Source organism: Draconibacterium halophilum, from assembly GCF_010448835.1.
Taxonomy (GTDB): domain Bacteria; phylum Bacteroidota; class Bacteroidia; order Bacteroidales; family Prolixibacteraceae; genus Draconibacterium; species Draconibacterium halophilum.
Genome location: NZ_CP048409.1, coordinates 264035 through 279616, shown reverse-complemented (window position 1 = coordinate 279616; position 15582 = coordinate 264035). Strand labels below are relative to the sequence as shown.

Annotated in this window: 12 protein-coding genes; 7 read left to right on the top strand and 5 right to left on the bottom strand. The window is 41.7% G+C overall.

The annotated features are described in order from the left end of the window. The first annotated feature begins 8 nt into the window (after positions 1-8). Genes G0Q07_RS00905 through G0Q07_RS00885 form a run of 5 tightly spaced genes read left to right on the top strand, consistent with a single transcriptional unit; the run spans position 9 to position 4638 of the window. A complete protein-coding gene (locus G0Q07_RS00905; protein WP_163344309.1) occupies positions 9-794 on the top strand; it encodes a hypothetical protein in 786 nt (261 codons plus the stop codon). A gap of 34 nt (positions 795-828) precedes the next feature. Further along, positions 829-1665, top strand: coding sequence for a hypothetical protein (locus G0Q07_RS00900; RefSeq protein WP_163344308.1), 837 nt, complete (start codon positions 829-831; stop codon positions 1663-1665). 34 nt (positions 1666-1699) lie between these two features. Beyond that, a complete protein-coding gene (locus G0Q07_RS00895) occupies positions 1700-2869 on the top strand; it encodes a hypothetical protein (RefSeq protein ID WP_163344307.1) in 1170 nt (389 codons plus the stop codon). 17 nt (positions 2870-2886) lie between these two features. Then, a complete protein-coding gene (locus G0Q07_RS00890) occupies positions 2887-3696 on the top strand; it encodes a T9SS type B sorting domain-containing protein (RefSeq protein WP_163344306.1) in 810 nt (269 codons plus the stop codon). After that, positions 3697-4638, top strand: a complete 942-nt coding sequence (locus G0Q07_RS00885; protein WP_163344305.1) for a PorP/SprF family type IX secretion system membrane protein — start codon at positions 3697-3699, stop codon at positions 4636-4638. A gap of 236 nt (positions 4639-4874) precedes the next feature. Here the strand turns inward: G0Q07_RS00885 and G0Q07_RS00880 are convergent, their stop codons facing one another. The 5 genes from G0Q07_RS00880 to G0Q07_RS20945 form a co-directional block, all read right to left on the bottom strand. Next, positions 4875-7631 (bottom strand): alpha-amylase family glycosyl hydrolase, encoded by a 2757-nt coding sequence (locus G0Q07_RS00880; RefSeq protein ID WP_163344304.1) that lies wholly within the window; start codon positions 7629-7631, stop codon positions 4875-4877. Between the two features lie 75 nt (positions 7632-7706). Further along, complete coding sequence (locus G0Q07_RS00875) at positions 7707-8756, bottom strand: SusE domain-containing protein (protein ID WP_163344303.1); 1050 nt, start codon at positions 8754-8756, stop codon at positions 7707-7709. A 22-nt stretch (positions 8757-8778) separates the two neighbouring features. Next, positions 8779-10995 carry a RagB/SusD family nutrient uptake outer membrane protein gene (locus tag G0Q07_RS20145; protein ID WP_203532639.1) on the bottom strand — a complete coding sequence of 739 codons (2217 nt, stop codon included), beginning with the start codon at positions 10993-10995 and terminating at the stop codon, positions 8779-8781. A gap of 19 nt (positions 10996-11014) precedes the next feature. Further along, complete coding sequence (locus G0Q07_RS00865) at positions 11015-13414, bottom strand: SusC/RagA family TonB-linked outer membrane protein (protein WP_262888001.1); 2400 nt, start codon at positions 13412-13414, stop codon at positions 11015-11017. 20 nt (positions 13415-13434) lie between these two features. Continuing rightward, positions 13435-13983, bottom strand: a complete 549-nt coding sequence (locus G0Q07_RS20945; protein ID WP_203532637.1) for a carboxypeptidase-like regulatory domain-containing protein — start codon at positions 13981-13983, stop codon at positions 13435-13437. Between the two features lie 349 nt (positions 13984-14332). Here G0Q07_RS20945 and G0Q07_RS20940 point away from each other — a divergent pair, with 349 nt between their 5' ends. Further along, the gene (locus G0Q07_RS20940; protein WP_203532636.1) at positions 14333-14917 is read left to right on the top strand and encodes a LacI family DNA-binding transcriptional regulator; all 585 of its coding nucleotides are present in this window, start codon (positions 14333-14335) and stop codon (positions 14915-14917) included. Further along, positions 14905-15348, top strand: coding sequence for a LacI family DNA-binding transcriptional regulator (locus tag G0Q07_RS20935; protein ID WP_203532635.1), 444 nt, complete (start codon positions 14905-14907; stop codon positions 15346-15348). The genes G0Q07_RS20940 and G0Q07_RS20935 overlap by 13 nt, the downstream gene beginning before the upstream one ends. Positions 15349-15582 lie beyond the last annotated feature (234 nt).

Below are 15582 nucleotides of genomic sequence, written 5' to 3'. Positions count from 1 at the left end.
ACAAAAAGATGAAAAAGACATTAACTTATTTAATCGCTACCGCAGTACTTCTGATTATCAGTGTAGCTGCAATGGCACAGGGCGGAGCAAGTCCGATGGCTGGCTCAACGCATGAATACAAAGTAAATCCGGGAGATCAATCCAACGATTTGCTTTGGGAGATTTCAGGGGGAACTGCCTCCGATTATACTATTAACACCGCGTTGGATGGGGATTCTATTAGTATTACCTGGAACAGCTCCGCTGTAGGTAAGAGTTTTACATTGTCATTTACTGAAACCACACCTGCGCCAGCAAGCTGTTCTACAGTGAAGCAACTTTCTGTTAATCCAATTAATAATGCTTTCGATGTAAATATTGGCACACTAACAGATGCCTGTAATAATAATTCAGGTTCAGTTAGTCCTGGCGACAGTGCAACATCGGTAGTAACCATTCCATTTGTAATGGAAAAAGGGGCTACTTCATGGAATCCAAATTGGCAGGTAACTTTTAATGTGTCAATTGGCAGTGGAAATGCAAGAATTCCCTCCGTTGAATTGGCAACAGGAGCATCAGGAACCTTAAATGATTTAGGAGGAAGTTCATATACTATTGCCGATATAGGAGGTGGCACAACTTCAATTGCAGTTGAAGTTAAAGGGTATTCGTTTGAGGACGTAGTATCTAATATAGAAATTACAGCTGCGAAAGAATTAGATTACAATACTCCTGCTTCAAGTACAGGAGGCTGGTCGGCAGTTCCCAGTACTATTTATAAAATACCCAATACCACAGATATAGCAACAGATTAAAAAATTAAAAATCACACAATAAAAATTTATCACTATGAAAAAACTAGTCTTTCTTTTAGCCGCAGTTTTAGTTACCGCATTTAGTTCGGGTGTTTTTGCTCAAAGTTCAGGAGAAAATCCTGCTCCGGGTGCAACTCACAGTTATTTTATTGCCGATAATCCGAATACCTCGGTTAGTTGGTATGTTACTAAAGGATCTTTAGATTCTGCGAACATTACTAACGATGTAACAATTTCTGCAAGTACATTGGACACCACGGATATTACATGGGCAACAACAGTTCAGGAAAATGATTGGTATTATGTTCATGTTATTGAAACTGATGATAATACACTTTGTTCAAACGAAAAAGTGTTGCCAGTTCAAATAATCGCAAATCCATTCTATCTTACAATTTCAGGAAGTGAAAATGCATGCTACAACGGAGCAGTAACTGCTTCAATTGATGGGACAGATGCAGGTGTAATTAACTACGATCATGGTAGTGCAACAATCTCATTTAGTGTTGCTCCTTCAGGATTAAGTTCTTCATATAATGGTTACGATTTCAGCATTGGTATTGATTTCAACTCATACTCCGGTACTCTTGATGATTCAGATGTAAGTGTTTCTTCAAATGCCACAATTGACAATAGTGGTAATGTATCAGTTGAAGATAATAATGAGGTAATAGTAACCTACGTTATTGACAATCAAACAACGTTTACTAATGTTACTGATGCTGATGGAACTGCCGCTGATTTTACTGCAACCGCGACAATTTCTAGTGGTAAAACAAGCAATGGAATTTCTGATAATGGTGCTTCATCTGCTTATAACGATAATACTTTTGTGTCAAGACCACATACAACTGGCATAGGAACAAACTAACCCCAACTAATTGAAAGCAAAGGCATTTTTCATAATGATAACAATCCTGCTGGCTGCCCTAAATGGGGCAGCCCAGCAGAACTATGTCGTTTTTGAGGGTGCCGAGCAAAATTATTTTGTCGACGATCATCCCGGGAGTGATTATTCCTGGAAAGTGTTGACCAGTTTTAATCCCGACACTGAGGCCGTTGCAAATGATTATACTTTTATTTCTTCAGCTAATTCCAATGAGATCAGCGTTCGCTGGAACCAAGCAGGTTTGTACTACCTCGATGTTGTAGAAACCGATATTACAGGCTGTATCAACCGAAAAGCTATAGCGGTTCGGGTAAATGCCAATAACCGTGGTATTGTATTCAACTCGTCTCAAAGTACCGCATGTTACAGCTTTTCCGGAAATGGATTCGACCTGCCAATTCAAACGCTTGGCGATGGAGGAGTTGCTTTGGATGAGGCAGATTTTCCGATAAATGTAAATTTTTCTGTTAACGGAACAATTCATTCGCAGTTGGTAAGTTATACACAACAGATTTTGAGTATTGATGAGGCATGGTTTACTGCAGATCCGGCTCAGGAGTCGTTAGTAACAGTTCAGTTGGTTGCTTCACGAGATCAGCAGGGATATGATATTCCTGTTCTTTCCGGTAGCAATACACACAGCCGAACCATTGACGCAATTCCAATGCTGGAGTTTGTTTACGTCGATGACTCGGTTTATCAAGATAATGCTGGACAATACGAAGTTCAGTTTACAAATGAGATTCTGGGTAATGCCACTTATCATTGGTTTGTCGATCCACCTTTAGGAACAACTACCGACGTGAGCGCCATAAACTCAGAAGCAGCTACCATTCGCTGGGATGGAGCAATTGGAGTATATTCTCTTAACGCCTGGGCAACCGATGAAAATAGCTGTTTGGCCGATACAATTGAAACGATGGTTGAAGTGTTCAATCCTGACACAACAGTTATTGAACCACCAAAAATTTCTATTTATGCCGGACCAGACACAACTGTTGGAGCTTGCGAACCTTACGTTTTTACCGATGTGTTTCCAATTGCAGATACATTTACATACTTATGGGAGCCGGCAACAGGATTAAACGACCCAACAATTGCAAACCCGGTGTTTACGCCGGAAGAAACACGCACTTATGTGTTAACAGTTAGCTTGCCTTTGGGGTTACAGCTAGCGATACGGTAACAATTAGTGTAGCGGATTTGGAAGCCAATGCCGGCGAAGATTTTATGCTTGAAAATGAATCGATTGCCCTTTTGAACGGAATGGCAAGTTTTGGGGAGCAGCTTCAATATAATTGGACAACAGAAAATGGGGCGTTTGTTAGTGGTGAGCAAACAGCAACGCCTGAAATAAGCAGTCCGGGAACATACTACTTAACTGTTACCGATGGTTATAGTTGTAGCTCAACCGACTCAGTTTTGGTTAGTCGTTTTATTTCGGCACCAATTGCCAATGATGATTACGATACTACCGATTATCAAACCGCAGTAACGATCGATCTGCTTGACAACGATGAAGATCCGCAGGGAGAGCTCGATCCAATGTCGTTACAGGTTTTGCAATATCCCGAAAATGGAATGGTTGATAATAATGGCGACGGAACGGTAACTTACACACCAAACTATGGCTTTTTGGGTGGCGATGTGTTTCAATACAGCATTTGTAATTACTACGAAAAGTGCGACAACGCCAATGTTTATGTGTATATAACGGCTGCCGATTTCTTTATTCCCGAGGCTTTTACACCAAATGGCGATAATGTAAACGATTATTTTGAAATTAAGGGAATCGACCTGTTTGAACAGAACTCAATAACGATTATAAACCGTTGGGGAAAAACTGTATACAAAGCGCAGGGATATGGTATTTCTACCACTCCGCAGTTTTGGGATGGTAAATCTAATCAGGGTGGTGGCAATAACGATCTGCCATCAGGAACTTATTTTTATGTTTTGGATTTAGGAAACGGAGAACAAGCAATTGCCGGCTCGGTATATATCGACAGATAAATGGGGAAAACAATTAAAAAAATAGCAGCATTTTTCATTCTTACCGTTGTGGTTTTTCTACAAGGGAAAGACGCCTGTGCCCAGCAAGATCCCATGTACACCCAGTATATGGATAACATGCAGATAATAAATCCGGGGTATGCCGGTTCGAATAATGTTGGTAATGTTTTAATGGTAGCACGCAGTCAGTGGGTGGAGTTTGATGGAGCTCCGGCAACGCGCTCGTTTACCTATAATATTGGCGCTGAGGATAAAAATGTGGGTGTTGGTTTTTCGCTGATGTCGGATAGAATCGGGCCGCTTAAACAAACAGGATTTTATGCCGATTATTCGTACTTCCTAAGGGTTTCGGAAAAATTTAAACTGGGACTTGGACTAAAAGGTGGGGTAAGTTTTTACCGTGCCAATCTTGTTGCATTGGAGACGGTTGATTCCGACCCAATATTTAGTCGCGACATTTACGAAAACTTTCTGCCTAATGTGGGTGTGGGAATGTTTTTATTTTCAGAAGATACCTATTTTGGGTTGTCGGTGCCAAAGCTTATTGAGAATACAATTACACACGAAGATGTTACCGTCGATTATATCAATAAACAACTCATGCACCTCTACTTTATTGCAGGTCATCGGTTTGTTGTCAGCGAAGATTTTCAGTTAAAAACAAACGGAATGGTTCGCTGGGTTAGTGGTGCTCCAGTTTCGGTAGATATGACTATAATGGGTGGTTTCAGAGATAAATTCTATGTGGGTGGCATGTATCGTTTTGGTGATGCTTACGGCTTGCTTACTCAATTTAAACCTTCGCCACGAATGACCATCGGTTATTCATATGATATTACAATTTCAGAATTAAGTGCCTTTAACAGCGGTACACACGAAATCATGTTCAGCTACGATCTCGACCTTTTTAACCGTAACCGCGAGGAAACAGCTAATAAGTAACCCGCAGGCCCTTTGGCAATCAAAAAATTGCTTCCGAAAATGTATGTTATCGCACCTGAAAGGCAATGGATTTTCACAAAAATGCCCTCCGATAACTGCCAAAGGCAATAGATTGACGCGAAAATACCCTCTATCGCATGCGATAATTGGCATTTTTTTGAAAAACAACTGAGGATTGAAGTGGAACAAAAAAGCCGGGTATTACCCCGGCCTATTCATAGTATTATTTCTTACATTTATTTTACCAAAACCTTTTGAGTGGTGCTGTTTCCATCTTGTACAACACGAATTAAATAAACACCCGGAGTATAATCGTACACATCAATTTCAACCTTGTTTTTGCGTAAGTCGGTTCTTTGATATTGCAAAGTTCCGGAAATTGAATACACCTGAATGGCAGAAATGGTTTTATCCGAAGCTACAGTTAGTTTACTTGAAACCGGATTAGGATAAACTTGCAAATTATCAGTACTGTTTTCTATTTCGTTGATATCGGTTACAATGCTCGGCTCTTCAAACTGTTGTGTTGAATAAAGGCGGTATTCGCCAGGAGCAAAACTAAATGTTTGATTTGTGCTTGTTACTTCAATAGAATCACCGCTAAAAAACTCGTAGTATTTTCCTGTTTCGGGGAAATCTATGGTAACATCGCTTTCGGTGATGCCAAAGTTGCCGAGCGCAACCGCGTGATTACCGGTATGGCTTGAAACAAACCATTTTGTGGCACCCGAAAGATTGTGTGTAAACGTTTCGGGTGAGAACTCATTGTAGGTTTGTTTTAGCTCGTTTAGTTTGGCAAAAACCTGGAACAGATCGGTACGGTCGGTATTGTTCAGGTACTGCCAATACGGAGGTTTTTCCGAGAGGCGGCAGTCGTTGCTAATCGATCCGTCGGTGCAACGGTTTATCGACAGGTCGTAACCGCGCTCGCCAAATTGCCATATCATTTTTGGTCCGGGAAGTAGAATATGAAACAACGCATTCATTTCAATTCGTTGCAGCGCAGTCGTTTGGTTTCTGATGTTGTAATCGTCGGTCGACAAGCCTGTATTTTTTATGGTGTACATAATACGCTCTTCGTCGTGGCTTTCAGGATACGAAACCAGGTTCGGCTGATCCCAACCTCTTTCGGTGTAAAGTGCCCAGCTAATATCGGAACTGCTTGTTTGGCCGGCAGCTGCATTTAAGTAACTACCGTGCATATTTCCCCAAAGCAAAATGCCGTGGTTGGCCAGCTCTGTTTCTTCCGAGTTATCGGAAAGGTGCTCAAAAATTACCAGTGCATCCGGGTTACGTGTCCAAATTTCGTTGCTTATACGTTTAAGGTTGGCAATGCGGTCTGGATCGTAATCGCTGCCCCAGCTTGATGGTCCGTAAGTTGTATTCGAGAATCCTTTTGTAAAATCAAAACGGAAACCGTCTACTTTGTATTCGTTCATCCAAAACGCCGATACACTGTCCACCAACTCGCGTGTGGCAGTGCTTTCGTGGTTAAAATCGTAACCCCATTGTGCTGCTGTATTCTGGAAATTACTTTGCTGGTTGTACCATGGATTATCGGCAGTAACCGTCCAGTTGTCCATGTACATTTGCACAAACGGACTTTGCCCGTAACTGTGGTTTAAAACCATGTCGATTACCACAGCAATTCCGCGCTGGTGGCATTCGTCAATCAATTCTTTTAGCTTCTCTTTTGGGCCATAATATTTGTCGGGTGCAAAGTAAAACGACGGATTATATCCCCAGCTGCTGTTTCCTTCAAACTCGTTAACGGGCATTAGTTCCAGCACATTTATGCGCAAATCTTCCAGGTAATCCAATTGGTCGATAACTGCCTGGTAGGTGTGCTCGGTCATAAAATCACGAACAAGTAACTCGTAAATAACCAGTTTTTCTTTTTCAGGAACATCGAAGTTTTCAACTTTCCAGTTATATTCCGTTTGGGCGGTTTGCAAAACTGAAACAATTCCTTCGGTTTTCCCTTCAGGATAAGCTTTTAAATTGGGGTAGGTTGCTTCGTCAATGTAGCTGTCGTTCCAGGGGTCTAATATTTTTTCGGTGTATGGGTCTGCAATTCTGATATTCCCATCGATGAGGTATTGGTAGGCATATTCTGTTCCGGCCTCCAAACCTGTTAATTCGAGCCAGAAATAATCGCCGTCTTTTTTCATCAGGTATTCATCAGAAAGTTGCCAGTTGTTGAAATCGCCCTGTACATATACAAATTCTTTTAGTGGTGCCCAAAGTACCAAAGCTGCAGTATTATCGTCGATGTAGTTGATTCCTTTTTTGTATCCGGTAGGAAGTGGTTCGTTAACCACTTCGCTGCCTACAAAAATATTCAGCGAATCGAAAATGGTTTCGCCTTCGGCCGTGGCTTCGGCAATCAGCCAGTAGTTTCCGCCCTCGGTAAAGGTGTGGGTAGTTGTAATTTCGGTGCCTGTAGTTTCGGTTAATATTGTTTCGTTGAGGCTTAGCTTTAAATTGGCTTCTACTGATGCTTGTGCAGAAAAAGTTGCTTCCTGGTTCATCTCAAGAATAGAAGAGCCGGAAGGTTCGGTAATATTTACCACCAGTCCGTCTTCAAAAACAGTTACAAAAAGGTCGGTAGTTTGACTGGTTGCATCTGCCGAACGAAAAACAAGACAGAGTTCGGTTACTTTATCTCCTGCATCAACACTGTAAAAGCTGTTTATGTCTGGAGTGATTTCCAGTTCGTAAATACCATCGCCCAGATAATTTAGCTGTGGTTGAGTCGTGTTGTCTCCCCAGGATTCAATTACATATTGCCATCGGTCCTCCTCAATTGTTACTCCGGTGTGCGCATATAAATCGCCTGTATAGTAACCCAAACCGGTTGATTCGGCCGAGTTAAAAGTTATTGTAACGGCTTGCGAGGCTACCGGAAGTTCGGGACTGGTAGTAATTACCTGTGCTTGTGTACTATAAATAAGCACACTTAAAAGGAAGGCAAAAGATAATTTCTGAAACATGTTTTCTGCGTTTTAAAAAAGGAAAGGGCTACCTGTCTCATTCGACCGGCAACCCATTCCTTATCTTGTTAAGATCTAATTTTTAATAATCTCGTAGGCGTATCCTGCCACTTCAAGATTAAGAACAATTGTATAGTTTCCGGCTTCGTCAATTGGAATATTGTCGCCACCTTGATCTAGGCTTCCATCGAATCCGGTGTCTCCGTAATCCAATGCCCAATCATCGTTTGCACGGAATTTAACTGTACCAGCAACCAGATCGAGTGTAATCGACCACGTTTTGGTTTCGGTACTGTAAGTCATATTCTGGTCGGCATCCCATCCGTCGGGTGTTGCATCGCCAATCAATCCCCAATCTGTTTTCATTACAGAATAGGTAAGTGCATTGATATCAGCATTAATGCGGTAATAACCTGCTTCAGGAATAACAATGTTGTCGCCGCCATCATCTAAAGTACCGTCGGCGTCAGTATCACCCCAGTTTAGATCCCAGTTAGGTTCATCAGTAAATTTAAACTGAATATCATCTCCGGACATATTTACGTAGCCTTCATATTTTTCATCCTGTGCAACTGAGTATATCTGCTGCGCCTGATCAGGACTCCAGTCGGAACCATATCCGCTGGCCGCCTGGTAACTACCAGGAAGATACAACGATGGGTAGCTAATTACTACCTCGAACGGATGAATATTCAATACCGGAGCATTTGAAGCCAGGGTTTGAACATTGTCGTTCACCGAGGCGGTAACGCGTACTTCAAAATCTGAAGGAACGTTGGTTTTGGCTCCTTTGGCAAGTAACTTTTGGTTTAATTCACCAACAGTAATACTTGCTGACAGGCCAGAGGTATTTAGCAGGTCAACTGCTTCTGCAAATTCATTGCCAGCAAAATCAAGCTGCACAGTATAGGTAGTTGCCGATTGAAAACCAAAATCGGCATCGGTCCAGCTAAATGTTTTGAATACATCATCGCTCATGTCTTCTGTAAAAACATAAGTGCCCGATACGTCTTCAAGTGTTGGCGGAGTATATACGCCAACTACCGGGTCGAAAGTTTCTTCTTCGCAAGAAACAAACACCAGCAAAACAGCCAGAATACTTAATATATAATTTATCTTTTTCATGTTCATTAATTTTTGCAAGTGATTAATATCCTGTTGTTTGAGTAAGATTTGGATTGGCACTCACATCTGAAGAAGGAAGCGGGAACAGCTTGTATTTTTCATCAACACCAATACCATCTTTTTCAGCACCTTTCCATGCCCAAACGTAATCTGAGCCGGTGAATTTGCCAAATCGAATCAAATCGGTTCTGCGGTGTCCTTCCCAGTACAATTCACGTGCACGTTCATCTAAAATAAAGTCAAGCGTAAGGTCGGCTTCAGTCATGTTACCATAGTCGTCGCCATAAGCTCTTTCGCGTAGTTCGTTGACATACGACAGCGCAGTGCTCATACTTCCGCCACCGCCGCGTACAACTGCCTCGGCATACATCAGGTAAGCATCAGCCAAACGGAACATTGGGAAATCAGTATCAGGATGTGTTAAGTCTGATCCGGTTTCGCCTGTTGAAGTGATGTTACGCCATTTTGTAATTGCATAACCATCTGTAAATTCAAACAAATTGTTGATTTCCAGGTTTTGCCCGTCGGTGAAGAATAAGGCACGACCATCAGAACTGAATTTCTCAACGGTGTAAGTATAATCCGGTGATTCCAGTTTCATGGAAATTTTGTAGCTACCACCTTCTGCGATTGCAATATTGCTTGCTCCGGCTTCTAAAATACCATCGACATCGTCATCACCATAGTTCAGATCCCAACCATCGTTGGCACGGAATTTAATTTCACCTGCTGCCAAATCTATCTCTGCATTCCATGTTTTGGTTTCGGCATCAAATTCCATGTTTTGGTCCGAATCCCAACCACCGGCAGTTGCCGATCCAATAATTCCCCAGTCGGTTTTCATTATTGAGTAAGTCAGGTCGACTGTATTTACGTTAATTTTGTAGTAACCAGCCTCAGCAACCGAAAGGTTTGCACCGTTTGGTTCCAATGAACCATCAGCACCGTCGTCTCCCCAGTTTAGATCCCAGTTTGGTCCGGCAGTGAATTTAAATTCTGCTGCATCGGCAAAATATATGTAGCCTTCGTAGTTATCATCCGAATTAATCGAGCCAAGTGTTGGAGCTACATCTGGCGACCAGTCGCCTTCGCTATAACCTGCTGCAACCTGGTAACCACCCGGAACATAAATTACCGGATAATCAGCTGTTGCATTTGCACTTTTTAATTTTGGTGCCAAAGTTTCAAGATCTAAGAATTTTCCAACAAACTCCTTTGTAGTTCTTAAACCACTCCATCCACCATCGATTCCAAATGCGGCAGGATCCATCGTTCCGCCAACAGGAGCATGAACAAGGAAAGTTGTTCCACCCCAGGTACGAATGTTGGTTCCATCCTGAATGATCGGGAATATTGTTTCGTTTGATGTGTGGTTATCGGCAAGGAACATGTGTGTATAATCAGGATCAATAGAATAGCCTGCATTAATTACTTTTTCTGAGTAGTCGAGTGCATCGCTGTATCTTGCTGTTCCGGTATAAACTTCAGCATTAAGGTACATTTTTGCCAAAACCATCCAAACAGTTGCCTGGTCGGCTCTTCCGTATTCTGCACTTCCTGCTGCCGCAAGTTCGCTTTCAACAGCCAATAATTCCGACTCAACATAGCTAAACAGTTCAGTTCTTGAAATTTGTTCCGGGAAGAATGCGCCAACATTGTCTTCTTCAGTAACAAAAGGTACACTGCCAAATAAGTCAACAGCGTGGTAGTAACTTAATGCACGCAGAAAACGAGCCTCTGCGCGATACAATTCAATATCAGTACGGATAGAACCGTCAATTCCACGTCCGTCCAGTTTGTCGGCAGTTGTTTCGCGAATAAACTCGTTACACAACGATACCTGGTAAAAAATTCGGTAATACAGGTTGGTAATAAAACCGTCGTCGGCCGACCAGTCTATATCGTGGAAGTCTCTCAGAGTTGCATCGTTCCATCCAATAACTGCTTCATCGGTTGGAAGTTCCTGTGCATACCAGTAGGCACGCAGGTACTGACCGAAACCTTCATCCAAACCACTAAGGTCGTTGTTTCCGCTTGGTCCTTGCTGGCCACTAACTGCCAAACCTGCATAAAGTTTTGAAAGAACATTGATGTAGTTCGCCGGATTTTCGTAAACGCTTTCCGAGGTAACCACATCTTCATCGATCGGCACGGTGTCCAAATCGTTGGTACATGACGTAATTGCAAACATTGCTGCAAGTACGATGATGCTTATATATTTAAATTTCTTTATTATCATGGTTATCATTTTTTAGAGATTAATAATCAATGCTTAAGCCCATCATAAACACGCGTGGACGTGGATAAATGTTGTTGTCAATTCCATTACCAACCTCTGGATCAAGACCTTCGTAATCTGAAACTACAAATACGTTTTGAACCGAACCGTATAAACGAAGGCTCATTTTGTCGTCATTCAGATTTTTAAATGTGTGTCCCAGCGAAATATTATCTAAACGCAGGAACGACGCATTTTTAACGTAGTAATCAGAAAAATATTCAGGATTTTCGAATCCTGTTGTAAGTGCATTTTGGTTTACATTTAACAGATAATTCGACGACCAGTACAAGTTATTTAACGAACCGCTTGATGACCAAACATTGTTGTAAACATAGTTGCCCAGACTGACACGTCCGGAAAATCCGAAGTCCCAGTTTTTATAGTATAGTTTAGAGTTGAAGCCCATAAACCAGTCCGGAGCCGATTTTTCGTAACGGTACTTGTCTTCGCTGGTAATTTGTCCGTCATCATTTCTGTCAACATAAAGTCCTTGAATTGGTTTTCCGCTTTCGTCGTACACCTGTTCGTATACATAGAACGAGTTAGAAGGATAACCTACCGAGTGGATTTGAATGTTGTTACCAACAGCACCGGATATACCTCCTGTTTCTACACCCGGATAGTCTTCCAGAGACATTTGTGTTGCAGTAAGTTTGGTAATTTCGTTTTCGTTGTAAGTGGCGTTAAAACCAACTTCCCACGAAAGGTCTTGTTTCGAAATGATACGTCCCAGAATTGAGAACTCAACACCTCGGTTTTCAAGGTCGCCAACGTTAGTTAGCAACATATTAGTTAGGTTGGTACCAGCCGGAACAGGAATAAAGTTCAGCAAGTCGTCGGTAACGCGTTTGTACACATCGAGTGTACCGGTGATACGGTCATCCATAAAACCATAATCTAAACCAATGTTATAGGTAGTGGTTTCTTCCCACTTAATTTCAGAGTCGTAACCTTCAGGGCGAATTGTAGTGTAATACTGATCGCCAAACTGGTAACGGGCATTTTCCTGACTGTAAGTATAGCGCGCTAAATAGGGGTAATCGCCACTACCAATGTTTTGTTGACCGGTAATACCGTAACCCAAACGTAATTTAAGATCAGAAACTACAGTGCTGTTTTTCAAAAACTCTTCTTGTTTAATTCGCCATGCAAAAGCTGCCGATGGGAAAAGTCCCCAGCGAGTATCAGGTGAGAATCGTGAAGTTCCGTCCTGACGAACAGTTAACGTTAGTAAATAGCGGTTTTTAAATGAATAGTTCATACGACCGAAGAACGATACCAGGTAATATTCTGTTGGATCCCAGTTTTGAGGATCGATTGTTTCGTTGGTAATTCCACTTCTGGCGAAGTTGTAGTTTTCGCTCCAAAAATGTTGCCACGAGTAACCACCCATAAGGCTAATGTTGCTTTCAATCGACTCAAGTTCTTTGTCGTAAGTGAGGTAAAAATCAAGCAATTTATTTTTCTTTTCCTGTGAGTACTCTCCGTAATAACCGCCACCGTTACCAATTGTCCACGGAGCATCGTCGTCGTCGATGGTTGTTCCTTCCGAGTCGGTATACTCGTAACCCAGGTTTAGTGTAGCTTTTAATTCGGGCAGAAAGTGGAAATTATAATCGAATTGTGCGTTGGTAACCGCTCTTTTTGCAGTAGAAGTGTCGTCGTGCATCATAATCATTGCGAGCGGGTTGGTTGGTGCCAGCGTATTTGGATTTCCGTTTGGTTGCAACCACGTGAAATAACCACCGTAACGGTTGCTGTTCACATAAATCGATTGAGTTGGATCGAAACTTACTGCTGTTCCAATGGCGCCCTGATTTGAGAAATCGTTGTCGATCAACATTCCTTTAAAATTCAGGTTCATTTTTAAATGATCATCGAAAAAGCTGGGGTTAAAACCAACCGTTCCGGTCCAGCGTTCCATGCTCGATTTTTTCAGAATACCGTTTTGGTCGGAATAACCAACCGAAGCACGGAATGGAATATCTTTAATATTACCGGTAACACTAAAATTGTGGTCGTGGCTAACTGCCGGATCAAAAACAACATCTTGCCAGTCGGTATCAGAACCACCCATAAGGCTGGCTGCGTTAGAGCCTGCTCCGTTTTGGTCGATAATTGTTTGTCTGAAATCGTCCGTTGACAGAATATCAACCTTTCCGGATGGTGTGCTGTACGAACTAAAGCCGTTGTAGCTCAGTTTTAAACCGGCACCTTTGCGGCCTTTTTTAGTGGTTATTAAAATAACACCGTTTGACGCGCGCGAACCGTAAATAGCAGTTGCCGATGCATCTTTTAAAACCGTCATGGTTTCAATATCGCTTGGGTGAATCATATTCAGCGGGTTCCGCATTCCGGAAACTCCTTCGCTTGAAATAGGAACACCATCGATTACAATTAATGGGTCGTTACTTGCTGATAGTGAAGAACCCCGCGGATACGAATTGTAGAACCTTCTCCCGGAGCACCACCGCTATTGGTAATTTGTACACCGGCAATTTTACCGGTTACCAACTCTTGTGGAGAAGTAATTGCTCCCTGGTTAAAGTCTTCAGAACTTACTGCCGATACCGAACCGGTAGCATCTTCTTTTTTTACCTGACCATAACCGATTACAACAACCTCATCGAGGTTTTCCATCGATTGTTCCAACTGAACATTTACTTGGTTTGAGGCTCCAATTGTTACTTCTTGTTCATTATAGCCAATGTATGAAAACACAATTGTTTGTGCTTCCTCAACATCAATGCTGTAATTTCCGTCAAAATCAGTAATTGTTCCTTGTGTAGTTCCTTTAACTACAATGGTAACACCAGGTAAAGGCTCGCCACTACCGGCATCGCTAACAGTACCTGTAACTGTTTTTACCTGCGCATAACCAAGACTAACGCTTAGCATAGCAAATAAAAACAAGACTACTTTAAGGTTTTTACGAATAATCCTCATTTTACATGTTATTAGTTTATGAATTTATTGTTTGTTAAAATCTCTCTTAACTTGTTTTAGTAGGCAATAGATCAATTTGTTACAGAGACTTCGTGTTCAACAAATGCTAAAATTCAATAGCTAATGTATAACAATTGCGAAGAAAAAATTACGTTTTTTAACACTTCCGGTTCCGCAAACGTTTGCGGTGTCGTTTGCATTCAACATGTTATAAAACAGGTGGTTACTGGTTGTGCTGTTTTGCTGCGAAGAATTTATGTGTAGTTTTGGCTAAATGATTACATTTGTGTAAAGCCTGAATCAAGGATTTAATAGTATCAATAATCAATACTGAGGGAATTTTGAGAAGATGAAAAGCGGACTAGTAACCATAAAAGACTTGGCTCGTGAACTTAATATTTCGCCGTCGACAGTGTCGCGCGCGTTAAAAGACCACCCCGATATCAGCAAAGAAACCAAGCGTGCGGTGCAGGAATTGGCCCAAAAGCTGAACTACCAGCCCAATGCAGTGGCACTTAGTTTAAAACAACGGCGCAGCAATACCATTGGTGTTATTATTCCCGAAATTGTACACTATTTCTTTTCATCGGTTATTAGCGGAATTGAAGATGTTGCCTACGATGCAGGTTTTAATGTAATTATTTGTCAGAGTAACGAGCGGTACGAGCGCGAGGTAGCCAATGCAAAAACTTTATTATCGAGCCGGGTAGATGGTGTTTTGATATCCATTTCGAAAGAAACCACAGATTACAAACATTTATATAATTTCAACCGCAACGAAGTACCCATGGTATTTTACGATCGCGTTGTTCCCGGCATTGCTGCCGACCAGGTTATTATCGACGATTTTGATGCGGCGTACAAAGCAACCTGTCATTTAATTGATAGCGGGCGAACTCGAATTGCACACCTTGGGGGCCAATGGCGCTTATAATTGGGCAAAGAAGAAAAGAAGGTTACCTAAAAGCGTTAAACGATGCCGGAATTCCTGTTGATGAAGATTTGATTATTGAAGCCGACTCGTTTGAAAAAGCCCGAATGGCCATAATGAAGCTCATTAATCAAAAGAAAAAATTTGATGGTGTGTTTGCTACCAACGATTTGACCGCCATTGGAGCCATGCAAACCATTCAGAAAAAAGGCTACAAAATACCTGATGAGATTGCGATTGTTGGCTTTTCCGATGGACGTTTCTCCGGAATTACTGTTCCAACGCTAACTTCTGTCGATCAACATGGTTACGAAATGGGAACTATGGCTACCGAAATGCTACTTCGGCGAATAACATCAGAAGATGATGAATATCCGGCTGAAACCAAAGTGCTGAATGCCGATTTGATTATTCGTGGATCATCCATAATATAATATCCTATTTGTATTTTATTGCTTTTTTGTAATTATTGGCCGATTTCCGGTGTCAGGCAAAACATGTTATAGAATATATTTTCACTTTCCGCAAACGTTTGAAATGATCAATTTTGGTTAAAATCCCCTAATTTTCAAGTGTTCAGAAGACAAGCTATTTGGATTTAAGTCGAATTGTGACTTATATTTGTGCAGGCAATTTCAACTTACACATACTTCGTGTTTAGCAGCAAA